Annotated in this window: 25 protein-coding genes and 1 tRNA gene; 12 read left to right on the top strand and 14 right to left on the bottom strand. The window is 75.8% G+C overall.

The features are described 5' to 3' along the window. Positions 1–56: 56 nt before the first annotated feature. The 5 genes from ACFCZN_RS05840 to ACFCZN_RS05820 form a co-directional block, all read right to left on the bottom strand. Positions 57–1,004, bottom strand: coding sequence for an NAD-dependent epimerase/dehydratase family protein (locus tag ACFCZN_RS05840; protein WP_430556143.1), 948 nt, complete (start codon positions 1,002–1,004; stop codon positions 57–59). Then, a complete protein-coding gene (locus ACFCZN_RS05835) occupies positions 1,001–1,924 on the bottom strand; it encodes a bile acid:sodium symporter family protein (RefSeq protein WP_430556142.1) in 924 nt (307 codons plus the stop codon). The genes ACFCZN_RS05840 and ACFCZN_RS05835 overlap by 4 nt, the downstream gene beginning before the upstream one ends. Next, positions 1,921–3,306: a flavin-containing monooxygenase gene (locus tag ACFCZN_RS05830; RefSeq protein WP_430556141.1), complete on the bottom strand. Its 1,386-nt coding sequence runs from the start codon at positions 3,304–3,306 to the stop codon at positions 1,921–1,923. The genes ACFCZN_RS05835 and ACFCZN_RS05830 overlap by 4 nt, the downstream gene beginning before the upstream one ends. A 103-nt stretch (positions 3,307–3,409) precedes the next feature. Next, complete coding sequence (locus ACFCZN_RS05825) at positions 3,410–4,012, bottom strand: GNAT family N-acetyltransferase (protein WP_429763348.1); 603 nt, start codon at positions 4,010–4,012, stop codon at positions 3,410–3,412. A gap of 37 nt (positions 4,013–4,049) precedes the next feature. Continuing rightward, the gene (locus ACFCZN_RS05820) at positions 4,050–5,243 is read right to left on the bottom strand and encodes an AI-2E family transporter (protein ID WP_429763347.1); all 1,194 of its coding nucleotides are present in this window, start codon (positions 5,241–5,243) and stop codon (positions 4,050–4,052) included. Positions 5,244–5,436: 193 nt separating this feature from the next. Between ACFCZN_RS05820 and ACFCZN_RS05815 the strand changes: the two genes are divergently transcribed. Continuing rightward, positions 5,437–6,258, top strand: a complete 822-nt coding sequence (locus tag ACFCZN_RS05815; RefSeq protein ID WP_430556140.1) for a hypothetical protein — start codon at positions 5,437–5,439, stop codon at positions 6,256–6,258. A gap of 87 nt (positions 6,259–6,345) precedes the next feature. Here the strand turns inward: ACFCZN_RS05815 and ACFCZN_RS05810 are convergent. Continuing rightward, positions 6,346–6,430 (bottom strand) — tRNA-Leu (locus ACFCZN_RS05810). Between the two features lie 206 nt (positions 6,431–6,636). On the opposite strand from ACFCZN_RS05810, the gene ACFCZN_RS05805 reads away from it, so the two are divergent. Next, positions 6,637–7,461 carry a metal-dependent hydrolase gene (locus ACFCZN_RS05805; protein ID WP_430556139.1) on the top strand — a complete coding sequence of 275 codons (825 nt, stop codon included), beginning with the start codon at positions 6,637–6,639 and terminating at the stop codon, positions 7,459–7,461. A gap of 10 nt (positions 7,462–7,471) precedes the next feature. Here ACFCZN_RS05805 and ACFCZN_RS05800 read toward each other — a convergent pair whose 3' ends face one another. Then, positions 7,472–8,323: an MBL fold metallo-hydrolase gene (locus tag ACFCZN_RS05800; RefSeq protein ID WP_429763344.1), complete on the bottom strand. Its 852-nt coding sequence runs from the start codon at positions 8,321–8,323 to the stop codon at positions 7,472–7,474. A 225-nt stretch (positions 8,324–8,548) separates the two neighbouring features. Here ACFCZN_RS05800 and ACFCZN_RS05795 point away from each other — a divergent pair, with 225 nt between their 5' ends. Continuing rightward, positions 8,549–9,457, top strand: coding sequence for a serine protein kinase RIO (locus ACFCZN_RS05795; protein WP_429763343.1), 909 nt, complete (start codon positions 8,549–8,551; stop codon positions 9,455–9,457). Positions 9,458–9,464: 7 nt separating this feature from the next. Here ACFCZN_RS05795 and ACFCZN_RS05790 read toward each other — a convergent pair whose 3' ends face one another. Continuing rightward, entirely contained in the window at positions 9,465–10,127 is a 663-nt protein-coding gene (locus tag ACFCZN_RS05790) for a hypothetical protein (RefSeq protein ID WP_429763342.1), read from the bottom strand. A gap of 35 nt (positions 10,128–10,162) precedes the next feature. On the opposite strand from ACFCZN_RS05790, the gene ACFCZN_RS05785 reads away from it, so the two are divergent. From ACFCZN_RS05785 to ACFCZN_RS05775, 3 genes are all read left to right on the top strand, one after another. Further along, positions 10,163–10,561, top strand: a complete 399-nt coding sequence (locus ACFCZN_RS05785; protein ID WP_429763341.1) for a hypothetical protein — start codon at positions 10,163–10,165, stop codon at positions 10,559–10,561. A 73-nt stretch (positions 10,562–10,634) separates the two neighbouring features. After that, positions 10,635–11,285: an SRPBCC family protein gene (locus ACFCZN_RS05780; RefSeq protein WP_430556138.1), complete on the top strand. Its 651-nt coding sequence runs from the start codon at positions 10,635–10,637 to the stop codon at positions 11,283–11,285. Beyond that, a complete protein-coding gene (locus tag ACFCZN_RS05775) occupies positions 11,285–11,725 on the top strand; it encodes an ArsR/SmtB family transcription factor (RefSeq protein ID WP_430556137.1) in 441 nt (146 codons plus the stop codon). Before ACFCZN_RS05780 ends, ACFCZN_RS05775 begins: the two co-directional genes overlap by 1 nt. A 12-nt stretch (positions 11,726–11,737) precedes the next feature. Here ACFCZN_RS05775 and ACFCZN_RS05770 read toward each other — a convergent pair whose 3' ends face one another. The 4 genes from ACFCZN_RS05770 to ACFCZN_RS05755 all read right to left on the bottom strand — a co-directional run bounded on the left by ACFCZN_RS05770 (position 11,738) and on the right by ACFCZN_RS05755 (position 19,249). Further along, the gene (locus ACFCZN_RS05770; RefSeq protein WP_430556136.1) at positions 11,738–12,922 is read right to left on the bottom strand and encodes a glycerophosphodiester phosphodiesterase family protein; all 1,185 of its coding nucleotides are present in this window, start codon (positions 12,920–12,922) and stop codon (positions 11,738–11,740) included. A 105-nt stretch (positions 12,923–13,027) separates the two neighbouring features. Continuing rightward, positions 13,028–16,663, bottom strand: coding sequence for an error-prone DNA polymerase (locus ACFCZN_RS05765; RefSeq protein WP_430556135.1), 3,636 nt, complete (start codon positions 16,661–16,663; stop codon positions 13,028–13,030). Continuing rightward, positions 16,656–18,389, bottom strand: a complete 1,734-nt coding sequence (locus ACFCZN_RS05760) for a DNA polymerase Y family protein (RefSeq protein ID WP_430556134.1) — start codon at positions 18,387–18,389, stop codon at positions 16,656–16,658. Before ACFCZN_RS05760 ends, ACFCZN_RS05765 begins: the two co-directional genes overlap by 8 nt. Continuing rightward, a complete protein-coding gene (locus tag ACFCZN_RS05755) occupies positions 18,389–19,249 on the bottom strand; it encodes a hypothetical protein (protein WP_430556133.1) in 861 nt (286 codons plus the stop codon). The genes ACFCZN_RS05760 and ACFCZN_RS05755 overlap by 1 nt, the downstream gene beginning before the upstream one ends. Positions 19,250–19,519: 270 nt before the next feature. Here ACFCZN_RS05755 and ACFCZN_RS05750 point away from each other — a divergent pair, with 270 nt between their 5' ends. The 4 genes from ACFCZN_RS05750 to ACFCZN_RS05735 are packed head-to-tail and all read left to right on the top strand — an operon-like array spanning position 19,520 to position 22,439. Continuing rightward, a complete protein-coding gene (locus ACFCZN_RS05750; RefSeq protein ID WP_430556132.1) occupies positions 19,520–20,668 on the top strand; it encodes a zinc-binding dehydrogenase in 1,149 nt (382 codons plus the stop codon). Further along, positions 20,665–21,435, top strand: a complete 771-nt coding sequence (gene fabG, locus ACFCZN_RS05745) for a 3-oxoacyl-ACP reductase FabG (protein WP_430556131.1) — start codon at positions 20,665–20,667, stop codon at positions 21,433–21,435. Before ACFCZN_RS05750 ends, fabG begins: the two co-directional genes overlap by 4 nt. Then, positions 21,432–21,896 carry a MaoC family dehydratase gene (locus ACFCZN_RS05740; RefSeq protein ID WP_430556130.1) on the top strand — a complete coding sequence of 155 codons (465 nt, stop codon included), beginning with the start codon at positions 21,432–21,434 and terminating at the stop codon, positions 21,894–21,896. Before fabG ends, ACFCZN_RS05740 begins: the two co-directional genes overlap by 4 nt. A 57-nt stretch (positions 21,897–21,953) precedes the next feature. Continuing rightward, positions 21,954–22,439, top strand: coding sequence for a pyridoxamine 5'-phosphate oxidase family protein (locus tag ACFCZN_RS05735; protein WP_429763331.1), 486 nt, complete (start codon positions 21,954–21,956; stop codon positions 22,437–22,439). 3 nt (positions 22,440–22,442) lie between these two features. Here the strand turns inward: ACFCZN_RS05735 and ACFCZN_RS05730 are convergent, their stop codons facing one another. Both ACFCZN_RS05730 and ACFCZN_RS05725 read right to left on the bottom strand, forming a co-directional pair. Then, entirely contained in the window at positions 22,443–23,669 is a 1,227-nt protein-coding gene (locus ACFCZN_RS05730; protein ID WP_429763330.1) for an acetyl-CoA C-acetyltransferase, read from the bottom strand. Positions 23,670–23,713: 44 nt separating this feature from the next. Further along, on the bottom strand, positions 23,714–24,970 hold the full coding sequence (locus ACFCZN_RS05725; RefSeq protein ID WP_430556129.1) for an acyl-CoA dehydrogenase family protein: 1,257 nt from the start codon (positions 24,968–24,970) through the stop codon (positions 23,714–23,716). 99 nt (positions 24,971–25,069) lie between these two features. On the opposite strand from ACFCZN_RS05725, the gene ACFCZN_RS05720 reads away from it, so the two are divergent. Both ACFCZN_RS05720 and ACFCZN_RS05715 read left to right on the top strand, forming a co-directional pair. Next, positions 25,070–25,777, top strand: a complete 708-nt coding sequence (locus ACFCZN_RS05720) for a QsdR family transcriptional regulator (RefSeq protein ID WP_429763328.1) — start codon at positions 25,070–25,072, stop codon at positions 25,775–25,777. Positions 25,778–25,828: 51 nt separating this feature from the next. Beyond that, positions 25,829–26,230 (top strand): acyl-CoA thioesterase, encoded by a 402-nt coding sequence (locus ACFCZN_RS05715; RefSeq protein ID WP_430556128.1) that lies wholly within the window; start codon positions 25,829–25,831, stop codon positions 26,228–26,230. The last annotated feature ends 35 nt before the right edge of the window (positions 26,231–26,265 follow it).

Here is a 26,265-nt window from a genome sequence, read left to right as displayed (position 1 = left end):
AGCCCCTGAGCGACGCCACCCGTGGCTGGACGCGCTGCGCTGAGCCCGCGGCGGGCTCACGACCCGGCCGGCTCCCGGACGCCCCGCCAGGTTTCGAACGCCTCGCGGGACGTCAGGCGCGGCACGTAGAGCTCGGCCTTGAGGCGGGAGTTGTCGAGCACCGGCCGGTAGCGCAGGAACCCCACGCGCTCCGGGCCGTGCACGGTGAGGCGCAGCGCGTGCCCGACGCGCAGCGCGGCGGCCAGCGCCCACGCCGGCACGTCGAGCGTACGGCGGCCGAGGCTCGCGGCGATGTCCGCCACGGTCACGACGCCGTCCCCGCACACGTTGAACGTGCCGGTGGTGGCGCCGGTCGCCCCCGCCACGACCGCGCCGGTCACGTCGTCGACCCACGCGAAGACGAACGGGCTCTCCGAGCCGCGCACCCGCAGCAGCCGGCGGGCGCGCCACAGCGCGGTGATCTGGTTGTCCACCCCCGGGCCGAGGATCGTCCCGATCCGCAGCACGACCTGGCCGAGCCCGGGTTGGTCGGCGCGGTAGCGCGCGAGCATCTCCTCGACCTCGCGCTTGTGCCGCGAGTACGTGAACTCCTCGTTGCCGCGCACCGGGTCGGTCTCGCGCAGCGGCACGGGGTTGTCCGCGTGGTACCCGTACGCGGCGCCCGACGACGAGATCACCACGCGCCGCACCCCGGCCGCCACGCAGGCGTCGAGCACGTTCCGGGTGCCGTCGACGTCGACGGCGCGCTCGGCCGCCGCGTCGAGGGTGCCCGGGTTCACGATCGCGGCGAGGTGCACCACGGTGTCGACGTCGTGCTCCGCGATCACGCCCGCCACCGACGCCGGGTCGGTGACGTCCATGCGCGCCCAGGTCGCGCCGTCGGGCACCCGCGCCTCGCGCAGGTCGCCCGCGACGACGTGCGCGACGTCGTCGCGGGCCGCGAGGGCCGCCACGGCGTGCGACCCGAGGAACCCGGCCCCGCCGGTCACCAGCACGCGGATCATGCCGCCACCTCCTCGCGGGCCGCGCGGGCCCGCGTCCGTCTCGCCCAGACGGTCGCCAGGGCCAGGCCGGCCACGATGTCCCAGATGCCCCACCAGCCGGCGACGACGGCCATGCCGCCCAGCCCGCCGAAGAACGTGAACACGAGGCCGAGACCGAGGCCCGCGTTCCGGATGCCGACCTCGAACGTGACCGCCTTCACCTCGCGCGGCGCGAGCCGCCCGGCGCGGCCCGCGAGGTAGCCCAGGCCGAGGGCCGCGGCGTCGTGCAGGAACACGGCCAGCAGGACCACGCCGATGTACGCGACGAAGACCGCGAAGTTCCCGGCGAGCGCCGCGACGATGAAGCCGACCAGCGCCACGAGGCTCGCCCAGCGCACCGGGCGGTGCACGCGGGCCGCGAGCGCCGGCCAGCGCGTGCGCACCAGCATCCCGGCCGCGAACGGCACGCCGATCACCAGGAGGATCTCGAGCAGCATCTGCCCGGCGTCCAGGCGCACGTCCGTGAGGATCGAGCTCGCCGTCGGGTGCAGCGACCCCCACAGGGCGAGGTTGAGCGGCATCGCGACGATGTAGATCGCGTTCCCGACGGCGGTGAGCGACACCGACAGCGCGACGTTGCCGCCCGAGCGGTGCGTGAGCACCTGGGACACGTTCCCCGGCGGGCAGCACGCGACGAGGATCATCCCGAGGGCCACGGAGGCCTGCACGTCGAGCAGCAGCGTGAGGCCGAAGGTCACGGCGGGGAGCGCGACGAGCTGGGCGAGCAGCGCCAGCACGGCCGCCCGCGGCGCGCGGCGCAGCGCCCGGAAGTCCGCGGGCGACGTGTCGAGCGCGATGCCCAGCATGATGAGGCCGAGCACGAGGTCCAGGGCGACCATCGAGCCCGGGGCGAACCGCACGGCGACGTCGTCGATGTTCATGCCGCGCTCTCCGCGGCCGGCGCGAGCTCGTCGGCCAGGCGCCGCACGGTGCGGCGGTAGGCGTCCTTGTTCACGTAGTAGCTCATCCGCTCCAGCCCGAGGTAGCGGTAGCCGCCCGTCAGGTCCGGCCACGGCTCGGTCAGGCGACGGCGGAACCGCACCGCCCGCTCCCGGGCGGCGACGTCGCCGTCGTCCCCGGCCGCGACGGCCGCGAGGTAGCGCGCCACCAGCTCGGCCTGCTCGGCACGGCCCTGCCAGCCGATGCCCGACGCCTCGAGCATCCCGACGACGAACAGCCCGTTGCCCGACGGCGGCACGATGTTGCAGAACAGCCGCGGCGCCGTCCCGGAGCCCGGCCCCGCCCACGCGAGATGGCGCGGGTCGAGGAACGGGTAGTCGAGCCGGTAGCCGGTGGCGAGCAGCACGAGGTCGTAGTCGCCGCTGCTGCCGTCGGCGAAGTGCACCGTCCGCCCGTCGCACCGCGCGACGTCGGGCCGCACACGCAGGTCGCCCTGCCCGGCGTGCTGCAGCACGAGCGAGTTCACCACGGGGTGCGACTCGTAGATCCTGTGGTCCGGCTCCGGGAAGCCGAAGCGGCGCGGGTCGCCGTTCAGCAGGCGCAGCAGGCGCGAGTCGACGGCCTGCTTGACCCGGGCGGGCAGCGGCCGCCCCTGGTTGAGGGTGTCGGTGGGCCTGCCCAGCAGGTAGCGCGGCACGAACCAGTAGCCGCGGCGCACGGACAGGTCGACCGACGCGGCGCGGTGGACGGCGTCGACCGCGATGTCGCAGCCGGAGTTGCCGCCTCCGACGACGAGCACCCGCTTGCCCGCGAACACGTCCGCGCTCTTGTACGCGCTCGAGTGCAGCGCCTCGCCGTCGAACGTGCCGGGCAGCGTGGGGACGTTCGGCTCGGCGAGCGTGCCGTTCGCGATCACCACGTGCGAGTAGGTGCGCTCGACGGCGTCGTCGGCTCCCGACCCCGGGACCGACCCGGCGGGCGCGGATCGCACCGTCCAGCCGCTGCGCCCGCTGTCGTCGCCGCCCGCCGGCTCGACGCCGAGCACCCGGGTGCCGAAGCGGAAGCGGTCCCGCAGCCCGAACTCGTCGGCGTACCGGCGGAAGTAGCGCAGCAGCTCGCGGTGGCTCGGGTAGTCGGCGGCCGAGTCCATCGGCAGCTCGTCGAACTGGGTCGTGGTGCGCGAGGAGATGAGGTGCGCGGACTCGTAGACCGTCGAGCGGGGGTTGTCGATGTCCCACAGCCCGCCGACGTCCGCGTGGGCCTCGTACCCGTCGAAGGCGAGCCCGGCGCGGTCCAGCGCCCGCGCGGCGGCCAGTCCCGAGGGACCCGCCCCGATCACCGCGACCCGTCGTTCCAGCCCCATCGCCCGCCTCCGTGCTCCCGGCGCGCGCCGTGCGTGCCTCGATCCGCGCCCTTGCGCGCAGGGAGCATACGGTCCGGGCACTGCGGCGCCCAAAGCCGACTGGTCAGGCGGCGGCGGGGGCCTCCGCGGGCCAGGGCTCGTGGGGTTCCCGCGGGTCGCCGGGCACGTAGGACCCCACCCACGAGTCCTGGAGCACGCCGCGCTGCGCGCCGAAGCGGCGCAGCAGCCCCTCGTACCGGAACCCGAGCTTCCACGCGACGCGGCGCGACGCCCAGTTGCCGACGTTCGCGCGCCAGCGCACGACGCCGAGCCCCAGACCTTCGGGGTCGACCGCCCAGTCGACGACGAGCCGCGCCGCCTCCGTCGTCAGGCCGCGGCCCCGTGCGTCCGGTGCGCACCAGAACCCCAGCTCCCCCGCCGGCTCGACACCGGGCCCGCCCTCCCTCGACATGCCCACCATGCCGAGCACCGGGCCGTCGACGCCCCCGGGGGCGCGCACGGCCCAGGTGAAGTCCTTCTCCTCGGACCAGCCGTCGGCGACGAACCTCTCGACGAAGCCCACCGCGTCGTCGCGCGTGTACGGCGACGGCACCGTGGTCCACCGCGCGATGGCGGGGTCGGCGCAGATCTCGGCGATGCGCTCGACGTCGGCGGCGGTCGGGACGGACAGGCGGACGCGGTCGGTGGCGAGGACGAACGGCTCCATCGGGGCATCGTGGCACGCCGGGCCCGACGGCCTCCTGCTATTTGTCCGGAGTCTCCCCGGATGTCTCCGCGGCCCCGCGAGCACCGGGCCCGGCGTCGGCGTCGGGCGGGCCGAGGATCGGGGCCACCGCGAGCGGACCGTCGCCCGGCCCGGGCGGCTCGTCGAGCTCGGGGTGCGGCCGGTCGCCGCGCAGGGTCGAGAACACGGTCCACGCGACCGCCATGAGCGGGACGGCGATGATCGCGCCGAGGATGCCGGCCAGCACGGTGCCGGCGGTGACGCCGAGGCCGATGACCAGAGGGTGCAGGGCGACCTGCTTGCCCATGATGAGCGGCTGCAGCACGTGCCCCTCGAGCTGCCCGATGAGCGCGATCCCGATCGTGACGATGAGGGCCGTGACGAACCCGTTCGCCGCGAGCGCCACGACGGCAGCGATGATCATCGCCAGCGGCGCGCCGATCAGCGGGATGAACGCGCCGATGAACACCAGCACGGCCAGCGGTGCCGCCAGCGGCACCCCGAGGATCGTGAGCAGGATGAACGCCAGGACGCCGTCGACGAAGGCGATGATGACGGTGCCGCGCGCGTACCCGGAGAAGCTGTACCAGCCGGCCCCCGCGGCCGCCTGCCACCGGTTGCGGTGCTCCTCCGGGATCTGGCCCAGGAACCAGCGCCACATCCTGCCGCCCGACGCGACGAAGAACACCGTGCAGAAGATCGACAGGGCGAAGATCGCGAAGCCCTCGAAGACCGAGCCCGCGCTCTGCGCCGCCTGGCTGACCAGCGAGTCGGCGTTGTCGGCGACCCACTGCCGCCCCTGGTCGATCCACTCGTTGATCTGGTCGCCGGTCACGGAGAGCCCGAACGGCCCGCTCTCCACGTACTGGAGGATCTGCTGGACGCCGGTGTCGAACTGCCCGGCGAGCTGCTCCCACTGACCCGCCACCGACGCCACCACGTACGTGAGGAGGCCGCCCAGCACGAGGAACGCGCTGAGGATCGCCAGGGCGGTGGCCAGCGCTCGCGGCATGACCTTGGCGTAGAAGTCCGCGACGGGGTTGAGGACCGAGGCGAACACCAGCCCGAGGAACACCGCGATGAAGACCAGCTGCACCTGCACGGTCGCCCAGAACACGAGCGCGACGGCCGCGGTCAGGGCGATGAGCCGCCACGACCAGCCGGCCGACGTCCGCAGCCAGGCCGGGACGTTCTCGCTCGCGCGCTTCGCCACCCGTGCGCTCCTCTCGCCCGCTCGTCCGCCCAGTGTGCCGCACGGTGCCCACCCGTCGTGGGAGGACGACGCGCGCCGCCTGCCGGGGTGAACTTCCTGGTGAATTTCTCCCGGCCGGCCGGTGGGCCGGTGCGCGACGTGCGCCGCCGCCGGACGATGGACGCACGTCGCCCGGCGACAGGAGGAGCCCACCATGACCCGGACGTCCCCGCAGCCCGGCAGCGACCCCGTGCCCCCTCCGCCGTCGCCGCCCGCGCCGATGCCCGCGTACGACGCCGAGACCCTCGCCGCGGTCCTCGCCGTCCTGCCCGAGGTCGACGCCGTCGAGCTGAAGCTCACGGTGCCCGGTGCGGACCACCGCCGGGTGCTCGACCGGCTCGGGATCGACGCGCTCGACGCGACGATCCGCCAGGTCGTGTTCTTCGACACACCCGCACTCGACCTGTCCACCGCCGGTCTCGTCGTCCGCGCCCGGCGCACGCAGCGCAAGGACGGCGACCTCACCGCGAAGGTGCGACCGATGCTGCCGGCGGACGTCCCGGCGACCGTGCGGCGAGCGGACGGCTTCAAGGTCGAGGTGGACGCGTCGCCCGCCGGCTTCACCTGCTCGTGCTCGGCGACGCGGCGGCTCCCCGACGACGACGTCCGGGCCCTGCTGGACGACGTCGGCCGCCTTCCCGGCCTGCTCGACCGCACGCAGCGCTCGCTGCTCGAGCCGCGCCTCCCGGCCGGGGTCACGCTCGACGACCTGCGCGTGCTGGGTCCGACGACCCTCCTCAAGGCGCGGTTCGCGCCCGAGGAGCTGCCGCGGCGCCTGACCGCCGAGCTGTGGTTCCTGCCCGACGGCGACCGCATCCTCGAGCTGTCCACCAAGACGGCGCCGGCCGCGGCCTTCCAGGCGGCGGCCGAGACGAAGGTGTTCCTCACGAGCCGGGGCGTCGACCTCGGCGCGCCCCAGGAGACGAAGACCCGGGCGGCGCTCGCCGCGTTCGCCGCGCGCTCCGCTGCGGTGTGACGCACACGTACCGTGACGACGTGCGAGGGCACGAAAAAGCCCCCGGGTTGTGGACCCCGGGGGCTTGTTCGTCGCTGTCTCAACGAGTGTCCGGAGGGGGACTTGAACCCCCACGCCCGATAAAGGGCACTAGCACCTCAAGCTAGCGCGTCTGCCATTCCGCCACCCGGACGAGTGGACCTCGACAGCGCCTCGGCGCCGTCTCGGTGCGGGGAAAAACATAGCACGGCGGGGGCGTGCTCTCGCAAACCGCGCCGTCGGCCCGCTGGTCACGGGCCCGGGCGTCGGCGGCGGCGTGTAGCGTCCTGCCCGGCCCGGACCAACCGGTCAAGGGTGCGGAACTGGACAAGCACGACCGGACAGGAGAACGACGACGTCATGATGGGTGGGCACCACGCCGCGTCGGGAGCGGCCGCCTGGGTCGCGGTGACGTCGACGGCACCGTTCGCGTTCGGCTGGCACCCCGTCTCCGAGGTCGGGGTGATGACCGGCGCGCTGGTCTGCGCGGGCGCCGCGCTGCTGCCCGACGCCGACCACCACTCCGGCACCATCGCGCACTCGTTGCCCCCGGTCTCCGAGGGCGTCTCCAAGCTCGTCGCGACCGTGTCCGGCGGGCACCGCAACGGCACCCACTCCATCCTCGGCATCGCCGTCTTCACCGCGATCGCCTGGGTGATGGGCATGGTCTCCATCAGCACGGAGGCCTTCGGCGAGGTGCTCGTCGGCCCCGGCGTCATGGCGGTCCTGCTCATCGCGTTCGCCCTGCGCGCCTGGAAGGTGACGGGCGGCAAGCGCTGGTGGACCTGGACGCTGTCGCTGCTCCTCGCCGCGTGCGTCGCCGTCTTCGCGCCCGAGGAGTGGAACTGGATGCCGTGGGCCGTCGCCCTCGGCTGCACCGTGCACGTGCTCGGCGACCTCGTCACCACCGCCGGCGTCCCCCTCCTGTGGCCGCTGAAGTTCCGCTCCCCCTACTGGGTGCGCCGCTACCGGGCGCTGCCCTTCGACGACGTGTGGCGCGACGGCGGCAACCTCTCGCTGCCCGTCCTCGGCGACGCCGGGTCGTGGCGGGAGTGGCTCGTCATGACGCCGGTCAGCCTCTACGCCGTCGTCGGCGTGGCCTGGGCCGCCCTGGGACAGATGGGGTTCGACACCCAGCCGGTGTGGGAGCAGGTCACTGCCTGGGCGGGGGCGGTCGGCGGCTGACGCCCCCAGGTCAGCGCGCCAGCGCGGCGCGCAGCCGGCCGTCCTCCTCCGCGGCGCCGGGCAGGCCCAGGCGCGGGTCGTCGACGACGCGCCCGCCGAGCACGGCGTCGAGGTAGCGCCGGTCGGCGTCGAGGCGAGCGACCGCGTCCGCCGTGGGCGACCCGTGCCCCGGCACGACGACGGCGCTCCGGGCCGCGAACGGCGCGAGCCGGTCCAGCCCGGCGAGGAAGCGCTCGACGCTCCCCTCCGCGCCCCCGCCGGCGATCTCGTCGAGCGGCAGCGGGAGCTCGACGTCGCTCAGCACGTCCCCCGCCACCAGCACCCGGCTGCGCGGCAGCCAGAGCGCCCCGTGCCCGGGGGCGTGGCCGTCGTGGACCACGAGCTCGGTGGGCGGCAGGACGCCGTCCGGGTCGGGGACCCGGCGCTCGGTCGCCGGGACCGGGGCGACGCGCCCGAGCAGGTCGAGGACCTCGGAAGGGTGCCCGGCTCCCCCGTAGCGCTCGGCGTCGGCGCGCGCCTCCGCCAGCAGCCGCGGGCGCTCCCGGCGCGCGACCCGCGCCGCCCGCGCCGTCGCCCAGCGCGGCACGTCGAGCCCGAGACGCGGGTGCCACAGCAGATGGTCGTGGTGGGCGTGCGTCGCGTACCCGGCGACGACCCGGCCGCCCCGGGCGTCCACCCCGTCGGCGACCGCCACCAGCTCGTCGGGCTCCCACGCCGGGTCGACCAGGAGAGCCGCCCGGGCGCCGTCGCCGGACCCGGGCGGCGCGAGCACCAGGGTCGTCGTGGTGCTCAGGCGGCGGGCGGTGCGGACCAGGACGTCCTCGACGCCCGGGACACCCTCCACGACCGGCACGAACCCCATCCCCGCACCCTACGGACCGAGAAGGCGAAAAAGACGTGGACCGCCGTGACCCGCTCCTGCCATGCTCCCCGCAAGCGGCACGCGATCGACGCGGGCCCGCACGCGAAGGAGGGCAGAGCGATGGACGACGTCGTCATGCGCGCCCTCCCGGAGGCTCTCCGGCGGGCGGACACCACCCGATCCTGAGGGGCCGCTCGAGCTCCTCGACCTGAGCAGGAGTCTCGCGTGCACCAGCACACCCCTTCCCCTTCCCTTTCTTCTTCGTCGTCCTTCGCCGCCTTCTCGGTCGCCGCGGACGGCGACCTCCCCGTGGAGCCCGGCCCCGACCAGCGGTGGTCCACCTGGACCTCCGTGACCAAGGGCCAGCGCGGCCCCGAGCCCGTGCCCGACTGGGTCGTCACCGCCGACGCCGCCCTCGACACCGAGCTCGGCGTGCTCAAGACCGGCAAGGAGGCGGACGTCTTCCTCGTCGAGCGCGCCGTGCCCGACGACCCGACCCGTCGCAGTCTGCTCGCCGCCAAGCGGTACCGCGGTCGCGACCACCGCCAGTTCCACCGCGACGGCGAGTACACCGACGGACGGCGCGTGCGCCGCACCCGCGACCAGCGCGCCATCGAGGACCGCAAGTCGTCGTGGGGCAAGGCCGTCGCCGCGACCCAGTGGGCGGACGCCGAGTTCCTCGCCCTGTCCCGCCTGTGGGACGCCGGTGCGCCCGTGCCCTACCCGGTGCAGATCGACGGCACCGAGCTGCTGCTCGAGTTCGTCGGCCGGGAGTCGGCGGACGGCACGGCCGAGGCCGCGCCGCGCCTCGCCCGCACCCGGCCCGATCCGGCGCACCTCGCGGACTGGTTCGAGCAGCTGCGGCACGGCATGGGCGTCATCGCCCGGCTCGGCTGGGCGCACGGAGACCTGTCGCCGTACAACATCCTCGTGGACGGCCTCTCCGAGGGAGCCGACGACGGCGGGCGGCTCGTGATCATCGACCTGCCGCAGGTCGTGGACCTCGTGGCCAACCCGTTCGGCGCGGACCTGCTGCACCGCGACTGCCGCAACGTGTGCACGTGGTTCGCGTCCCGCGGCCTCGACGTCGACCCCGACGAGCTCTTCGCGGACGTCTTCGCGCAGGCGTGGTGAGCGCCCGTCAGCCGCCCGCGCCGACGGAGTTGTCCGGGGCTCCGTCGCCGGGCGGTAGGTCGCCGCGCTCGACCGGCGGGCCCTGGTCCCGCGGCGTGCCCGCGACGAGCGCGGCCAGCTCGCCGCTCGTCGGCGGGCGGATGTTCGCGGCCGCCTCGCGCAGCACCTCGTGGTCGGCGGCGCTCCCCGAGACCCGGACGAGCGCGCCGTCGCGCAGGACGACGTACTCCTCCGCGTCCCCGGCCGTCCGCCGGAACGCTCCGCCCTCCTTCGTGCACGTCACCGGCCCGCCCACCTCGCCCCCGCCGACGTCCATGACCGTGCCCTCGCCGCAGTCCCCCGCGGTCATGGAGCCCTCGACGGCCGAGAGCATGAACGTGCGCCCGGACCCGCCGCTGAACTGGAGGGAGAAGCCGTCCGACCCGAGGACCCCGGCGGCGATCGGCACCGCCTCGAACCCCGCGGCCGACGTCGTCAGCACGTACCGCGGGGCGGCACCCCACGCCTGGGCCGCCTCGGCGATCTGCTCCTCGGTCGCGGGGGCGTCGGAGGACCCGGACGGCGCCGGCTCGGTGCCCCCGGTCAGCCCGGCGCACGCGCTCACGGACAGGCACACGACCGGCAGGACGGCGACGGTGAGCACCAGGCCCCGCCCGCGACGGCAGCTCATGAGCGCTGATCATGGCACGGGGCTACCGTGAACAGATGGCGAATCCGGCGGGCTCGTACGACGGCGAGGCGCTGTCCTCCTTCCTCGCGGACCTGGGCCTGGTGCTCGGCGCGGAGGACCTCGAGGCGGTGACCGACCGCTACGACCTGCCCGCCCTGCTCGTGGGCCAGGAGAGCTCGACGCTCCTCGCGTCGCCCGAGGACGTGCTCGACCTGTCCAGGGACCGCCCGGTCGCCGCGCGGGCGCGCGAGGCCGTCGCGGTGCTGCCCGAGCTGGTCGCCCTCGAGGAGGTCGGCTGGGGTCTGCTCTGGGTCGAGGTCCGCTGGTCCTACCGGGACGAGCTCGCGGCCGAGATCGCCGACGAGAGGTGCCGCTATCTCCTGCGGCGGGGACGCGGGACCTTCGAGGTCTGCGTCGTCGCTCCCCTGGGCTGACTCCCCGCCCTCTTCCGCGCGGCGTCGTCGCATGGTTATATATAAGCATCCACTTATACGAAGGAGGGTCGCCATGACCACCATCACCATCGACCCGGTCGCCACCGCAGGTCTCGTGGCGCGGGAGATCCGCAGCGGCGAGCGCGACGGCGCGCCGACGAAGATCGCCGTCGCCCGCCGTGCCTACGCCACCGACCGGGCCGACCTGTGGGACGCGGTCACGTCCGCCGCCCGCATCCCCCGCTGGTTCCTGCCCGTCAGCGGCGACCTGACGGTCGGCGGCCGCTACCAGCTCGAGGGGAACGCGGGGGGCACCGTCGAGCGCTGCGACGCCCCCGCGAGCTTCGCCGTCACCTGGGAGTTCGGCGGCTCCGTCTCGTGGCTGACCATCGCCCTGACGGAGGACGGCGACGGCACCGTCCTCGAGCTCGTGCACGAGGCCGTCGTCCCCCAGGAGCTCTGGGACCAGTACGGCCCCGGCGCCACCGGCGTGGGCTGGGACCTGGGGCTCATGGGGCTGGGGCTGCACGTCGCGGACCCGACCGGCGCGATCGACCCGAAGGCTGCGGAGGCCTGGTCGCTCTCCCCCGAGGGCGTCACGTTCTCCCGGCTCGCCGCCGCGGGCTGGGCGGACGCTGCGATCGCCGACGGTGACGACCCGGTCGCCGCCCGCGCGGCGGCCGAGCGCACCGTCGCCTTCTACACCACGGTGCCGGAGGCCTGATGCCGCACGCTGCGGCGTCGGCGGGAGCACCCTCCGAGGTCCCGGGGGGCGAGCGGCACGCGCTGCGGGGGCCCTTCGAGGCGCTGGGCGACCCCGTGCGGCGGCGCCTGCTCGAGCTGCTCGCCGACGGCGAGCGGCCCGCCGGAGCGCTGGTCGACTCGCTGCGGGCGGAGGCCCGCATCTCGCAGCCGGCCGTCTCGCAGCACCTGCGGGTGCTGCGCGACGCGCGCCTCGTCACCGTGCGCGCCGACGGCACGCGCCGCCTCTACGCCGTCGACGACACCGGGCTCGACGTCGTGCGCCTGTGGCTGGGGCGCTTCGGCGACCCGTTCGCGCAACCGCTCGACGCCCTCGCGACCGAGGTCGCCCGCGGCCGTCGCGCGCGGCGGCGCGGGACCGGCGGCACCGGCTCGGACGACGCCACGAGCGCCGCCGGCTGACGACGCGCCCGGTCAGGCGCCCGGGGCGTCAGCCGGCCGTGCCGCCGAGGACTCCGCCCGGTGGCGCGGCTCGTGGTACGGCTGGGGCAGCTTCAGGTGACGCTCGGCCAGGATGCCGCGCAGCACGTCGGGGGCGTCGGTGATGAGGCCGTCGACGCCGAGGTCGAGCAGGGACTCGATCGTCGCGGGGTCGTCCACGGTCCAGGGGACCACCCGCATCCCGGCGTCGTGGGCCGCGTCGACCAGCTCGCGGGTGGTGAACGGCACGTACCCGGGGTCGTCGACGCCGCCGCCCTGCGGGTCGCCGTGCACCGGCGAGACGGCGTCGGCGCCGAACGACGCGGCCGCGGCGACGAACCGTTCCTGGAGCGAACCGTCGAAGTCGTCGATGTCGAGGCCCCCGAGCCACGGGGACGCGCCCGGCAGGCCCTGCTGCAGGAACTGCTGGCCGTTGGTGAGGGCCACGAGCGGCAGGCGCGGCTCGACCTCGCGCATCCGCCTCAGGGAGCCCCAGTCGAAGCTCTGGACCGTCACCTGGTCGACCAGGCGCGCGCGGCGCACCTCCCGGGCCACGACCTGCACGAACTGCTCGCGCGGCGCGGTCTGCTCCGGCGCGCCCGCCTCGACCTTGGTCTCGACGTTGAGCGTGACCTTCCGGGCGCGGTAGTCGTTCACCAGGTCGAAGACCTCCGAGAGCAGCGGGATCCGCTCGCCCGGGTGCAGCTCCTGGCCGGGGAACTGCGGCTGGCGCAGGGACCCGCAGTCGACGGTGCGGACCTGGGCGAGCGTGAGGTCCTTCACGTACGTCGTCCCGGGCACGTACGGGTACTCCGGGTCGCCGGGGAACGCCGGCCCCGTGTCCACGCACTTGGCGGGGTTGAGGTCGCGGTCGTGGGTCACCACGGCGTACCCGTCGGCGGTGATCTGCACGTCCAGCTCGAGGGTGCTCACCCCGAGCTCCAGGGCGTTCGCGAACGCGGGCAGCGTGTTCTCCACCGTCATCGCCACGCCGCCCCGGTGGGCCTGCAGGTCGAAGGCGCGCGGACTCCCGTGCCCGGGTCCATGCCCATGCCCATGCCCATGCCCATGCCCTTGCCCCGCGACGGCCGGCGCGGCGCCCGTGGCCAGAAGGGCGGCGGCGACTCCGGTGCTGACGAAGGCGCTGACGAGGGCGGTTGCGGGGCGACGGGTGCGCATGCGCCGAGCCTGCGCGCCCGCGGTGACCCCGCGGGTGGCCCCGCGACGGCGTGTCGCCGACGGCCCGGTGAACTCCCCGGGGGTGGCCGGCAGGTTCCGGGGGCGTCATCGGAAGTCCCGCGACCGGGTGGACACGGGCAGCCGCAGCGGCGCGAGGTGCTCCGCGAGCAGGTTGACGGCGCCGTCGGCCTTCTCGACCCGGCCCCGGACCACCATCGCGGGGGCGCCGCGCGCCACGGCCCGGAAGCGACGCCACAGCCCCGCCGTGCAGATGACGTTGAGCAGCCCCGTCTCGTCCTCGAGCGACAGGAACGTCACGCCGCCCGCCGTGCCCGGGCGCTGCCGGTGCGTCACGACGCCGCCCACCGCCACCCGCCGGCCGGGCTCCGTGGCGCACACCCCCGCGACGGTGAGCACCCCCGCCTTCTCCAGGCCCTCGCGCACGTGCTCCAGCGGCGACGTCGAGCCGGGTGTGATGCCGGTGGCCCAGGCGTCGGCGACGTCCGTCTCGACCGGGGTCATGCCCGGCAGCGTCGGGGCGTCGACCCCGACGGACACGCCCGGCAGGGTGCCCGGCCCCTCCTGGCCGAGGGCCCCCGCCGCCCACAGCGCCTCGCGTCGCCCGGCGCCCAGGCCCTCCGTGGCACCGGCGGTCGCGAGCGCCTCCAGTTGCGCGGTGCTGAGCCCCACCCGGCGGGCCAGGTCGCGCAGGTCGCGGAACGGTCCGCGCTCGGTCCGCTCGGCGACCATCTGCTCGGCCAGCTCGTCGCCGATGCCGCGCACCGCGGACAGCCCCAGCCGCACCGCGAGCGCAGGGTCGGGTGGCGGGCCGAAGCCCTGGTCGTCGCCGGTCGTGCCCGAGGGCGCGACCGGCTCGGCCGCCGGGGAAGACCGCCGTTCGACGCCCGCGAGCGCCCGCGAGTCGTTGACGTCCGGCCGCAGCACCTGCACCCCGTGCCGGCGCGCGTCGGCGGCCAGCGACTGCGGCGAGTAGAACCCCATGGGCTGCGCGGCCAGGAGACCGGCGTAGAACGCGGCGGGGTGGTGCACCTTGAGCCACGAGCTCGCGTACACGAGGTAGGCGAACGAGTAGGCGTGCGACTCGGGGAAGCCGAAGTCCGCGAACGCCTTGAGCTTGTCGTAGATCTCCTCGCGCACGGCCGGGTCGTCCACCCCCTTCGCGCGCATCCCGTCCATGAGCCGCCCGCGCAGCGCCTCCATCCGCTCCACCGACCGCTTCGAGCCCATCGCCCGGCGCAGCTGGTCGGACTCGGCGGCGCTGAACCCCGCGACGTCGATCGCCATCTGCATGAGCTGCTCCTGGAACAGCGGCACGCCCTTGGTCTTGCCGAGGGAGCTCTCCAGCAGCGGGTGCAGGAAGGTCACCGGCTCGCGACCCCGCGCCCGCTCGATGTACGGGTGCACGGAACCGCCCTGGATGGGGCCGGGGCGGATGAGCGCGACCTCGATGACGATGTCGTAGAACGTCCGCGGCCGCAGGCGCGGCAGGGTGGCCATCTGGGCCCGCGACTCCACCTGGAACACCCCGACGGTGTCGGCGGCGCACAGCAGGTCGTAGACCGCCGGGTCGTCGTCGGGCAGGCCGTGCAGCGTGAGCCGCTCCCCGGTGTGCTGCTCGATCGAGTCGAACGCGTACCGGATGGCGGTGAGCATCCCGAGGCCGAGCAGGTCGAACTTCACCAGCCCCGCGTCGGCGCAGTCCTCCTTGTCCCACTGCAGCACCGTGCGCCCCTCCATCCGCGCCCACTCCACGGGGCAGACCTCGATCACCGGGCGGTCGCACATGACCATCCCGCCGGAGTGGATGCCCAGGTGGCGCGGCAGGCGCAGCATGCGGTCGGCCAGGTCGAGCACCGGGCCGGGGATCTGCCCCTCCTCCTCGGCCGACGGCGGGCGCTGCGCGGGCACGACGTCGTGGGCGTCGTCGGCGCGGCGCACCTCCCCCTCGTCCGTCGCGAGCGGGTCGACGACGCGCCGGCGGCCGTGCGGGTCGCCCTGCCGATGGCCGAGCGTCGGCGACCAGTCCCGCCGGCCGGTCCCCGGCAGGTGCCCCTGGTGCGGGCGGTCGGCACGTGGCCGGCCGGCCCCCGCCGGGAGCGACTCCGTCGGGCCCCACAGCGCCGCCGTGCGCGCGTCCTTGGCGGCGGTCCGGTTCGCCGGCGTCCCGCCCCCGGAGCCGCCGGAACCCGCGGCCGCCCGGGCGGCCTGCGCCGCGGCGTCGGCCGCGGGGCTGACCGGGTCCGGCCCGCGGAGCGACCCCCAGCGCTCGATGGACTTGCTCCACGCGTCCTGCTGCCCGACGTCGTACCCGAGGGCGCGGGCGGCGTCGCGCACCGCGGAGCGCGGCCGGTAGGAGATGACGTTCGCGACCTGCGCCGCGTGCTGCCGGCCGAACTTTCCGTAGACGTGCTGGATGACCTCCTCGCGCCGCCCGGACTCGATGTCGATGTCGATGTCCGGCGGCCCGTCCCGCTCGGGCGCGAGGAAGCGCTCGAACAGCAGGCCGTGCTTCACCGCGTCGACCGCGGTGATGCCGAGCGCGTAGCAGACCGCCGAGTTGGCGGCGCTCCCGCGCCCCTGGCACAGGATGCCCTCCCGGCGGCAGAACTCCACGAGGTCGTAGACGACGAGGAAGTAGCCGGGGAAGGTCAGGTCCTCGATGACGCGCAGCTCGTGGTCGATCTGCGCCCAGGCACGCTCGTCGCCGGGAACCCCGGGGGCGGGCCGCGGGCCGTACCGGTCGGAGGCCCCCCGCCGCACCAGCTCGCGCAGCCAGCTGGCTTCGTCGTGCCCCGCCGGCACCGGGTAGGGCGGCAGGTTCGGCGCCACCAGGCGCAGGTCGAAGGCGCACTCCGCCGCGAGGCCCGCCGCCGCGGTGACGGCCCCCGGGTGGCGTCGGTGCAGGGCCCGCATCTCGGCGGCCGATCGCAGGTGCGCGACCGGGGCACCCGGCAGCCAGCCGTCCAGGCCGTCCAGCGAGGAGCGCGCCCGCACGGCGGCGAGCGCGCCCGCCAGGTCCGCGTCGCGCGGGCGGGCGTAGTGCGCGTTCGCGGTCGCGACGACCGGCAGCCGCGCGTCGTGGGCCAGGGCGGCGAGCGCGTCGTGCAGGTCGGCGTCCCGCGGGTCACCCGTCGCGGTGAGCTCGACGGCCACGTTGTCCCGGCCGAACGTGGCGACCAGCAGGTCGAGCTCGCGCCGTGCCGCGTCGACGCCGCCCGCGGGGGCGGTGAGCGCGCGTCGGACGGCCCCCTTGCGGCACCCGGTGAGCACGAGCCACTCCCCGCCCGCCTCGGCCCCGAGGCCCTCGAGGTCGTACCGGGCCTTGCCCTTGACCCCCGCGTCCAGGTGGGCGGTCGCGATCGCGCGGGACAGGTTGCGGTAGCCCTGGTCGCCGCGCGCCAGCACCAGCAGGTGGGTGGCGCGCGGGTCGGGGACGCCGGTGGGCGGGTCGAGCACCGGCCGGCTCCCGGCGGTGCCCGGCGCCGCACCGGGGGTCACCGGGGCGGGCAGGTGCAGCTCGGCGCCGAAGACGGTGGGCAGCCCCACCTTCCGCGCGGCCTCCGCGAAGCGCACCACCCCGTACAGCCCGTCGTGGTCGGTCAGGGCCAGCGCCTCCAGCCCGAGGCGCGCGCCCTCGGCCGCCAGCTCCTCCGGGTGCGACGCGCCGTCGAGGAAGCTGAACGCCGAGTGCGCGTGCAGCTCCGCGTACCCGCTAGTCATAGAAGGCCTCCACCTGCCACACGCCGCCGGTCTGCGCCAGCAGCAGCGCCCGCCCGTCGTCGAGCACCGCCTGCAGATAGACGCGGCGCGCTCCCCCGCCCGCCGACCACCAGCGCTCCGCGAGCGGCCAGGGGCCCGCCCACCCCGTCACCGCGGCGACGTCCTGCGCCCCGTCCGCCCCACGACCGCCGCCGCACGCGACGGCGGCGGGCTCGCCGCTCATCGCGAGCCGGGCGTCCACGACGACGTCGCGCCCCGCCGCGTCGAGCACCCGGGCAGGCACCGGCTCGCCCGGCAGCCCGGCGGGCGCGGGGCTGGGCAGGGCGCCCGGCCAGGGCAGCCCGGGGTCGCGGCCCGCGCCGCCCTCCGTGCCGAAGGGCACGAGCCGCACCCGGTCGCGGGGCCCGCGGCCGCCCTGCAGCTCCACCGTGAGCACGGCGTGCCCGCCGAGCAGCCCCTGCACCCGCCCGAGCGCCCGCCGGGCACGCTCGCCCTCGCCCGCGTCCGCGCCCCACAGGCCGGGCTGGTGGGTGGTCGCCGGGACGACGTCCTCCGCCGCCAGCGCCAGGTGCGCGATCGGCGCGACGACGGGGTCGTCCGCACCGCCCCCGCGCCGGGCGGACGCCGCGGTCAGCCAGCCCTCGAGCTGCCACCGCACCCGGTCGGTGATCCGCGCCGCGCTCATCCCGCCGGCCGCGGCGTCGTCCGTGCGCCACACCCGCTCCAGCACGGCGCCCTCGCCGACGTCCCCGCCGACGTCGTCCCCGCCGAGGTCGACGCCCGCCGTGCGCGCGGTGATCCGCAGCCGCCCGCAGGCCAGCCCGCGCACGGCGAGCAGGTCGTGCAGCGCGGTGGCCAGGCGGCGCGCGGCGAAGGTCGCGACGTCGACCCGCAGGGCGGGCGGGTCGAGCTCCTCCGCGACGGCCAGGTCCTCCTCGACGCGACGCCGCGCCGGAGGGCGCAGGTCCTCGCCGCGGGCCAGCCGCTGCGCCCAGGCGCCGAGGTCGCCGAAGCGCGCCTGCACGCTCGCCGCGGGCAGGGCGGCCAGGTCGCCGAGGGTGCGCAGGCCGAGCCGCCACCACAGCCCGGCCGCCTCCCGGACGGCGGCCACCCCCGCCGGGTCGCAGACGGCGTGCACCAGCTCCCCCACGGGGCGGTCGGCGAGGAACGCCGCGGAGCCGCCCGGGGGCACGACGGCGTCCTCGCGGGCGGCGAGCACCGCCGCGAGCAGACCGTCGGCGACGCCCACCTGGCTCTCGTGCCCGGTGCGCGCGGCGACGGCGCCCACCAGGGCCTGCGCCAGGGCCAGCTCGGAGCCGTGGTAGCGCGCGGCCCCGCCCGCCGGCAGCAGGAGCAGCCCCGGGCGCGCCACCTCCAGGCCCGCCACCACCGTCTCGGCCGCGAGCGCCACCGGCTCGAACTCCCGCGCGTCACGGCCGTCGTCGGCCGCCAGCAGCGCCACCTCGGGGCACCGCTCCTGCGCCTGCCGGCGCCGCATCCCGCGCCGCACCCCTTGGGCGCGGGCGACGGCGGAGACGGCCACGACGGTGTGCCCGGCGCCCGACCCGCCGCCCGACCGGGCGCCGAGCACCGCCGCGGGGACGTGCGCGTCCAGCCCGGCGCCGGCCAGCGCCGCCACGACCGGCCAGTCCGGGACCCACAGGACGGCCGTCCGCGAGGTCGCCCCGGACGAGGTCGTCGCGGACGCCGTCTTCCCGCCCGTCATCACGCCACCCGCAGCCGGGCGGGCGCGGAGGGGCCGCGCGCCCCGGCGGGCACGTGGGCGCCCGGGACGGTGCCCACGGCGTCGGGGCCGCCGACCACCCGCTCGACCTGCAGCGGCACGTCCACCTCGATCTCGACGGGCCGGGCGGCGGCCCCGCGACCGGTGCGCCGCACGCGCAGGGTGCGGCGGCGCAGCCAGCCCGCCCCGTGGTCCACGCCGGACCAGGTGCCGCCCCGTGCGTCGAGGGTGACGTGCGCGCCGGGCCACGACGCCTGCGCCAGCAGCACCGCGCCCCGCTCCCGGGCGCGCGCGGCCAGGCGGCGCCGGTCGGCGTCGAGCAGGGCCGCGCCCGGGCCGACGACCACCACGTCCATCCCGTCGAGCAGCGCGGCGAGGGCCGCCGGCGCGTCCGGGCCCGGGGCGGGGACGAGCACGGTCCGCCCGAGCGCGACCCCGGCGTCCGCGGCGGCCAGCATCCCGACGTCCGGCGTGCCGACGAACGCGACCCACGCGCCGGACCGCGACGCCTCGGCCAGCAGCGCGAGCAGGAGCGTCGACGAGCCGCGGACGGCGAGCACCGTGCCCGCGGCCAGCCCGCCCTCGGGCAGGAGGGACGCCAGCCCCGGGTGGACCGGCAGCAGGCGGCCGCCCGGCTCCGCCGCGCGGCCTCCGTCGGCGCGCTGACCTGCGCGGGGGGCGGAGTGCGGGGTGGCGCGCTTCCCGGTGCGCTGCTCCGCCGCCCGCAGCGCGGCCCGCGCGACGGCGGCGCGGTCGACCGGTCGCTCGGGCTCGGGCTCGGGCTCGGGCATGGGCTCGGGCATGGAGCGGGCCGCGGTACGCGGCGGGGCGACGACCGTCATGCGACCTCCCCCCGAGCCGGACGCCGGGCGACGCCCGGCGGACCGCGACCAGCAACGACCAGACGACGACAGCACGACGACCGTCGTCGTTCGAACGCTTGTTCGAACACTGCCAGTAGACGTCGCGACGGCGACCGCTGTCAACCGCGCAGGTCGGCCGCACGGGCGCCTCGCTCGTGTACGCTGCTGCCGACATACCGCGCAGTCGGTATGTCGGATGGACGGGCTCTCGGGAGCAGACTGGGGCCCTCAGCGACGAGGAGGTCGACCGTGCAGATCGTGGGCGCCGTGCTGGACCGCACCGGAGCACCCCCGCCGTACGCCACCTCCGGGGCGCTGCGCACCAGCACGCTCGACCTCGACCCGCCCGGGCCCGGCGAGCTCCTGGTCCGCATCGAGGCCGCGGGGCTGTGCCACTCGGACCTGAGCGTCGTGGACGGCAGCCGCGAGCGCCCCGTCCCCCTGCTCCTCGGCCACGAGGCCGCCGGGATCGTGGAGGCCGTCGGCGACGCGGCGCACGACGGCACCGATGGCACCGATGGCACCGATGGCATCGCCCCGGGACGGCGCGTCGTCCTGACCTTCCTGCCGCGGTGCGGCGCCTGCGCAGCCTGCGCCACCGACGGCCGGCTGCCCTGCACGGCCGGCAGCGCCGCCAACGCCGCCGCCACGCTGGTCGGGGGCGCGGTACGGCTGCACCGCGGCCCGGAGCCGGTCCACCACCACCTGGGCGTCAGCGCCTTCGCCACCCACGCCGTCGTGCACCGCACCTCCGTGGTCCCCGTGGACGACGACGTGCCCGCCGACGTCGCCGCCCTGCTGGGCTGCGCGGTCCTCACGGGCGGCGGCGCCGTGATCAACGCCGGCCGCCCGGCACCCGGCGACCGCGTGGCCGTCGTCGGCCTGGGCGGGGTCGGGATGGCCGCGCTGCTCGTCGCGCTCGCCCTGGGGCACGAGGTGCTCGGCGTCGACCCGGTGCCCGCCAAGCTCGACCTCGCGCGCCGCCTCGGCGCCACCACCGCGCGCACCCCCGACGAGGCGCTCGACGCCGGCGAGCGGGCGCCCGTCGTCGTCGAGGCCGCCGGCTCGGCGCGCGCCTTCGAGACCGCGCTCGCGCTCACCGCGCCCGGCGGCACCACCGTGACGGCCGGGCTGCCCGGCCCCGACGCCCGCGCGTCCGTCGCGCCGCTGACCCTGACGGCCGAGGCCCGCACGGTCGTGGGCTCCTACCTCGGGTCGTCCGTGCCGAGCCGCGACATCCCGCGGTACGTCGACCTCTGGCGCGCGGGCCGCCTGCCGCTCGAATCACTCGTCTCGGCCCGCATCGGGCTCGAGGACCTGCCGGCCGCCCTGGACCGGCTCGCCGCCGGCGCCGAGCTGCGCCAGCTCATCACCTTCGACGAGAGGACCACCGCATGACCGCCACCGCCGACCCCACCTCGCGCGTCGCCGTCGTCACCGGAGCCGCCCGCGGCATCGGGGCCGCGACCGCCCGCCGGCTGGCCGCCGACGGCCACGCCGTCGCCGTCCTGGACCTCCTGGAGGAGCAGGCCGCCGCGACCGCCGCCGACACCGTCGCCGGCGGCGGTCGCGCGATCGGCCTCGGCGTGGACGTCGCCGACGCCGCGGCCGTCGAGGCCGCCGTCGCGCGCGTGACGGACGAGCTCGGCGCGCCGACGATCCTGGTGAACAACGCCGGGATCCTGCGCGACAACCTCCTGTTCAAGATGTCCGAGGACGACTGGGACGCCGTGCTGCGCGTGCACCTGCGCGGCGCGTTCGTCGCGACGCGGGCCGTGCAGGCGCACATGGTCGCCGCCGGCTGGGGCCGCGTCGTCAACCTGTCCAGCACGTCCGCGCTCGGCAACCGGGGCCAGGCGAACTACTCCGCCGCGAAGGCGGGCATGCAGGGGTTCACCAAGACGCTCGCGATCGAGCTGGGCAAGTTCGGTGTCACCGCCAACGCCGTGGCACCGGGCGTCATCGCGACCGACATGATCGCCGAGACCGCCGAGCGCATCGGCATGACGCCCGAGGAGTTCCACGCCGCGGCGGCCAAGGACGTACCGGTCGGGCGGGTCGGGCAGCCCGAGGACATCGCCGCCGCCGTGTCGTTCTTCTGCTCCGAGGAGGCGTCGTTCGTCTCGGGCCAGGTGCTCTACGTCGCCGGCGGGCCGAAGGCGTGACCGCGGCCATCCAGGTCTCCTCCCCCGCCGCGCTGGCCGGCGCCGTCGGGCAGAAGGCCACGGGCGAGTGGTTCACGATCGCGCAGGAGCGCATCGACGCGTTCGCCGACGCCACCGAGGACCTCCAGTGGATCCACGTCGACCCGTGGCGCGCCGCCGACGGCCCGTTCGGCACGACGATCGCGCACGGGTTCCTCACCCTGTCCCTGCTGCCCCGGCTGGCGTCGTCGCTGGTCGAGGTGGGCGGCGTCGCGATGGCGATGAACTACGGCCTGGACAAGGTGCGGTTCCTGCACCCCGTCCCCGCCGGCTCGCGCATCCGCGCGACGACGGAGCTCACGGGTGCCGAGACCGTCGCCCAGGGCGTGCGGCTGGCCTCGACCGTGACCGTCGAGATCGAGGGGGTCGACAAGCCGGCGCTCGTCGCGCAGACGCTGGCGCTGTACGTCCCCGAGCGATAGGCGGTGCCCCCGGACGGCGCCGCCGTCCGGGGGCACCGGATCGGGCAGGATGGCGCCATGACGACGAACCCGCAGGTCGCACCCGGTCCTCGCACACGCGAGCAGCGCCGCGCCGACACGCTGGCGATGCTGAGCTCCCCGGTGCGAGACGTCTGGGTCGCCACGGCGTCGACGGCACCCGACGGCACGCCCGAGCCCTACCTGGTGCCCCTGTCGCTGGCCTGGGTCGACGACCGCGTCGTCCTCGCGCTGGAGGCGACGTCGCGCACGGGCCGCAACCTGCTCGCCACCGGTACCGCGCGGCTCTCGCTCGGGGCGACACGCGACGTCGTCATGGTCGACGCCGTCCTCGAGCGCTCGGTCCGGGTCGCCGAGGCGCCGCCGGAGCTCGCCGAGGGGTATGCCGCGCAGGCGGACTGGGACCCGCGCCCGGGCGGCGAGCACGACGTCTACCTCGTGCTGCGCCCGCGACGCGTCCAGGCCTGGCGCGAGGTGGACGAGCTGGCCGGCCGTACCCTCATGCGCGACGGCGAGTGGCTCTGAGCGCTACGCGACGCGCTCCAGCACCATCGCCATGCCCTGCCCGCCGCCGACGCACATGGTCTCCAGCCCGTAGCGGCCGCCCGACGCCTCGAGCCCGTTGATCAGCGTGGAGGTGATACGGGCGCCGGTCATGCCGAAGGGGTGCCCGACGGCGATGGCGCCGCCGTGGACGTTGAGCCGCTCGTCCTCGATGCCCAGCTCGAGGGCCGACGCGATGACCTGCGCGGCGAACGCCTCGTTGATCTCGACGAGGTCCATGTCGTCGATCCCGAGCCCCGCGCGGGCGAGCGCCTGGCGGCTCGCCCCCACCGGGCCCAGGCCCATGATCTCGGGCGACAGGCCCGTGACGCCGGTCGACACGATGCGCGCCAGCGGCGTCAGGCCGAGCTCGTCGACGACGCGGTCGGAGACCACGACGACGGCGGCGGCCCCGTCGTTGAGCGGGCACGCGTTGCCGGCGGTGACCGTGCCGTCGGGGCGGAACACCGGGTCGAGCGTCGCGAGCCTCTCGACGGTCGTGCCGGGGCGTGGGCCGTCGTCCGCGGACACCACCGTGCCGTCGTCGAGCGTGACGGGCGTGATGTCCCGCGCCCAGAAGCCGTCGGCGATCGCCGCCTCGGCGCGCTGCTGGCTGCGCGCGGCGAACTCGTCCTGGTCGCGGCGCGAGATGCCGCGGAGGTCCGCGACGTTCTCCGCCGTCTGCCCCATGGCGACGTACGCGTCCGGCAGGGCCCCGACGGCGCGCGGGTCGGTCCAGGGCCCGGCGCCGCCGACGGCGCGCTTCGCCGTGCGCTCCAGCGCGTCGGCGAAGCGAGGGTTGGTGAGGTCGACGCCGGGGATCTCGTCGCTCGACCCGACGGCCATGCCGCTCACCGACTCGACGCCGGCGGACACGAAGACGTCGCCCTCCCCCGCCCTGATGGCGTGGAACGCCATGCGCGTGGTCTGCAGGCTGGAGGAGCAGTACCGGGTCACGGTGGTGCCGGGCACGGAGTCCCAGCCGTTCAGCACGGCCACGACGCGGGCCATGTTCATCCCCTGCCGGCCGCCGGGCAGGCCGCAGCCCAGCAGGAGGTCGTCGATGCGCGCCGGGTCGAGCCCGGGCACCTGCGCGACGGCGGCCTCGACCATGCGCGCGGCGAGGTCGTCGGCGCGGACGTCCTTGAGCGATCCCTTGTGCGCGCGCCCGATCGGCGAGCGCGCGGTGGCGACGATGTACGCCTCGGTCATGTCGTGTCTCCTTCGGGTCGGTACGAGATGGGGGCGCGGGCGGCTCAGACGAACGCCGCGTGGCCGGTGATCTCGCGGCCCACGATGAGGTTGTTCATGTCCCGGGTGCCCTCGAACGTGTACACGGCCTCGGCGTCGGCGAAGTACCGCGCGACGCCGGTGTCGAGGGTGATGCCGTTGCCGCCGCAGGCCTCGCGGCACAGCGCGACGGTCTCGCGCATGCGGGTGGTGACGAACGCCTTGGCCATCGCGGCGTGCGCGTCGCGCTGCGTCCCGGCGTCCTGCAGCTGGGAGACGCGCACGCACACGGCGAGGCTCGCGGTGACGTTCGCGAGCGCGGTGGCGAGCTTGTCCTGGATCAGCTGGTAGCTGGCGATCGGGTGCCCGAACTGCTCACGCTGCCGCGTGTACGCCACGGCCGCCTCGTAGGCGCCGATCATCGTGCCCAGCGACTGCCAGGACACGCCGTCGCGCGTCACGCGGAGCACCTGGGCGACGTCGCGGAAGCGGTCGATGCGCTGCAGCCTGTCGGCCTCCGCGACCTGGACGCCGTCGAGCGCGATGTCCGCGTTCTGCACGATGCGCAGCGACTGCTTGCGCTCGATCTTCGTGGCGGTGAAGCCTGGCGTCCCCTTCCGGACGAGGAAGCCCTTGACCTGGTCGTCGGCCGTGTCCTTGGCCCAGATCACGACGACGTCGGCGAACGTCGCGTTGCCGATCCAGCGCTTGGCGCCGTGCAGGGTCCAGGTGTCGCCCTGGCGCGTGGCGGTGGTGCGCAGCCCCTTGGCGGTGTCGGAGCCGGACAGCGGCTCGGTGAGGCCGAAGGCGCCGATGACGTCGCCGCTCGCCATCGGGGGCAGCCACTGCGCGCGTTGCTCGGGCGAGCCGCCGAGGCCGATCGCGCTCATCGCGAGCCCCGAGGACACGCCGATGAAGGTGCAGAACGAGGAGTCCACGCGGGCGAGCTCCATGCCGATCCAGCCGCGGAACACCGCCGAGCTCTCGAACGGCGCGCACTCGGGCCACGCCGCACCCACCGTGCCGAGCTCGGCGAACGGCTTGAAGAGGTGGACGGGACACTCCGCTCGCTCCCAGTAGTCGTCCGCGAGGGGGCGTACCTCGCGCTCCATGAACTCGCGCACGGCGAGCGCCGCCGCCTGCTCGCGGGGGGTGAGCAGGTCCTGGAAGCCGTAGAAGTCGGCGTCGAGCACCGCGGGGCCGGTGGTCGGGCCGGTGGTCGGGCCGGTGGTCGGGCCGGTGGTCAGGCCGGTGGTCGAGGTGGCCGGGGAGGTGAACGTCATCGTTGCTCCGATCGTCGTCGAACGCGACCAGTGTGCACCCCCGTGCATCATTTTCCAAGATGTTGCACGGACCTCGTCCCACGACACTAGGCTGCGGTCATGCCGGACAGCGCCACGAGCACCACGCCCGCCCCGCACGACGACGCGCCGATCGCGACCGTCGGCCTCGAGGCCGCGCCCACGCCGCTCTCCCTGCGCCTGGCGCCCGGCGCCCACGCCGACGCGCGGCGGGCGTTCGACCTCGCGCGGGAGACGTTCGTCGCCGGACGGCGCCTCGACATGGCCCCCCTGGCCGCGAGCCTCGGCGTCGACCGGACGTCCGTGTTCCGGTGGGTCGGCAACCGGGACGCGCTGCTCACCGAGGTGCTGTGGTCCCTCGCCGTCCCGACCCTGGTCCAGGCCGACCGCGCGACGGCGGCCGAACGCGGGGCCGAGCGGGTCGCCGGCGTCCTCACGCGCTTCGCCGGCGACCTCATCACCGCCCCGTACTTCCGGGACTTCCTCACCCGCGAGCCCGCGCGCGCCCTGCGGCTGCTCACCACCAAGGCGAGCCCCATCCAGCACCGCTTCCTCGCCACCTGCGAGTGGCTGGTGCGCACCCATCTCGGCGACACCCCGTTCGACGACGACGGCGGGACCGAAGGCGGGAGCACGAGCGGCATCGACCCCGCGTCGCTCGCCTACCTGCTGGTGCGCGTCTCCGAGTCGTTCACCTATGCCGACCTCATCACGGGCGAGACGCCCGAGGCCGACCGCGCCGCCGTCGCGTTCCGCCACCTGCTGCGGGTGCCGTCCACCTCCGCCTGATCCCGCCCGCCGACACCCCTGAGACCCCGCCCGAGACCCCCAGGAGCACCGATGCCCCGCGCCCGCCACCCGTTCCCGCTGCGCTGGAACGACAACGACCAGTACGGCCACGTCAACAACACCGTGTACTACGCCGCGATGGACACCGCCGTGAACGCGTGGATGATCGCCCACGGGGGGCTGGACCCGCGGGGCGACGTGATCGGGCTGTGCGTGGCGTCGTCGTGCGAGTTCCGCGCGCCGGCGTCGTACCCCGAGGAGCTCGAGGTCGGGATCGGCGTGGGGCGCCTGGGGCGCACGAGCCTCACGTGGGACCTGCACGTGCTCCGCGCCGACGGCGACGAGCCGATCGCCGTCGGCCGGTTCACGCACGTGTTCGTCGACGAGCCCTCCCGGCGGCCGGTGCCCGTGCCGGACGGCGTCCGGCGGGCGGTCGCCATCCTGCAGGACTGACACGCCGCAGGACCGACCACGACGGCCCCGCGCGC

It is taken from the genome of Isoptericola sp. NPDC056134 (genome assembly GCF_042264825.1).
GTDB classification, from domain to species: Bacteria; Actinomycetota; Actinomycetes; order Actinomycetales; family Cellulomonadaceae; genus Isoptericola; species Isoptericola nanjingensis.
The sequence above is the reverse complement of the archived record's forward strand: the minus strand, read 5'-3'. Positions and strand labels throughout refer to the sequence as shown.

Coding starts and splice junctions, on each gene's coding strand:
- ACFCZN_RS05840 (WP_430556143.1), bottom strand. CDS start 1,004: ATGATCCGCGTGCTGGTGACCGGCGGGGCCGGGTTCCTCGGGTCGCAC.
- ACFCZN_RS05835 (WP_430556142.1), bottom strand. CDS start 1,924: ATGAACATCGACGACGTCGCCGTGCGGTTCGCCCCGGGCTCGATGGTC.
- ACFCZN_RS05830 (WP_430556141.1), bottom strand. CDS start 3,306: ATGGGGCTGGAACGACGGGTCGCGGTGATCGGGGCGGGTCCCTCGGGA.
- ACFCZN_RS05825 (WP_429763348.1), bottom strand. CDS start 4,012: ATGGAGCCGTTCGTCCTCGCCACCGACCGCGTCCGCCTGTCCGTCCCG.
- ACFCZN_RS05815 (WP_430556140.1), top strand. CDS start 5,437: ATGACCCGGACGTCCCCGCAGCCCGGCAGCGACCCCGTGCCCCCTCCG.
- ACFCZN_RS05805 (WP_430556139.1), top strand. CDS start 6,637: ATGATGGGTGGGCACCACGCCGCGTCGGGAGCGGCCGCCTGGGTCGCG.
- ACFCZN_RS05800 (WP_429763344.1), bottom strand. CDS start 8,323: ATGGGGTTCGTGCCGGTCGTGGAGGGTGTCCCGGGCGTCGAGGACGTC.
- ACFCZN_RS05790 (WP_429763342.1), bottom strand. CDS start 10,127: ATGAGCTGCCGTCGCGGGCGGGGCCTGGTGCTCACCGTCGCCGTCCTG.
- ACFCZN_RS05785 (WP_429763341.1), top strand. CDS start 10,163: ATGGCGAATCCGGCGGGCTCGTACGACGGCGAGGCGCTGTCCTCCTTC.
- ACFCZN_RS05780 (WP_430556138.1), top strand. CDS start 10,635: ATGACCACCATCACCATCGACCCGGTCGCCACCGCAGGTCTCGTGGCG.
- ACFCZN_RS05775 (WP_430556137.1), top strand. CDS start 11,285: ATGCCGCACGCTGCGGCGTCGGCGGGAGCACCCTCCGAGGTCCCGGGG.
- ACFCZN_RS05770 (WP_430556136.1), bottom strand. CDS start 12,922: ATGCGCACCCGTCGCCCCGCAACCGCCCTCGTCAGCGCCTTCGTCAGC.
- ACFCZN_RS05765 (WP_430556135.1), bottom strand. CDS start 16,663: ATGACTAGCGGGTACGCGGAGCTGCACGCGCACTCGGCGTTCAGCTTC.
- ACFCZN_RS05760 (WP_430556134.1), bottom strand. CDS start 18,389: ATGACGGGCGGGAAGACGGCGTCCGCGACGACCTCGTCCGGGGCGACC.
- ACFCZN_RS05755 (WP_430556133.1), bottom strand. CDS start 19,249: ATGACGGTCGTCGCCCCGCCGCGTACCGCGGCCCGCTCCATGCCCGAG.
- fabG (WP_430556131.1), top strand. CDS start 20,665: ATGACCGCCACCGCCGACCCCACCTCGCGCGTCGCCGTCGTCACCGGA.
- ACFCZN_RS05735 (WP_429763331.1), top strand. CDS start 21,954: ATGACGACGAACCCGCAGGTCGCACCCGGTCCTCGCACACGCGAGCAG.
- ACFCZN_RS05730 (WP_429763330.1), bottom strand. CDS start 23,669: ATGACCGAGGCGTACATCGTCGCCACCGCGCGCTCGCCGATCGGGCGC.
- ACFCZN_RS05725 (WP_430556129.1), bottom strand. CDS start 24,970: ATGACGTTCACCTCCCCGGCCACCTCGACCACCGGCCTGACCACCGGC.
- ACFCZN_RS05720 (WP_429763328.1), top strand. CDS start 25,070: ATGCCGGACAGCGCCACGAGCACCACGCCCGCCCCGCACGACGACGCG.
- ACFCZN_RS05715 (WP_430556128.1), top strand. CDS start 25,829: ATGCCCCGCGCCCGCCACCCGTTCCCGCTGCGCTGGAACGACAACGAC.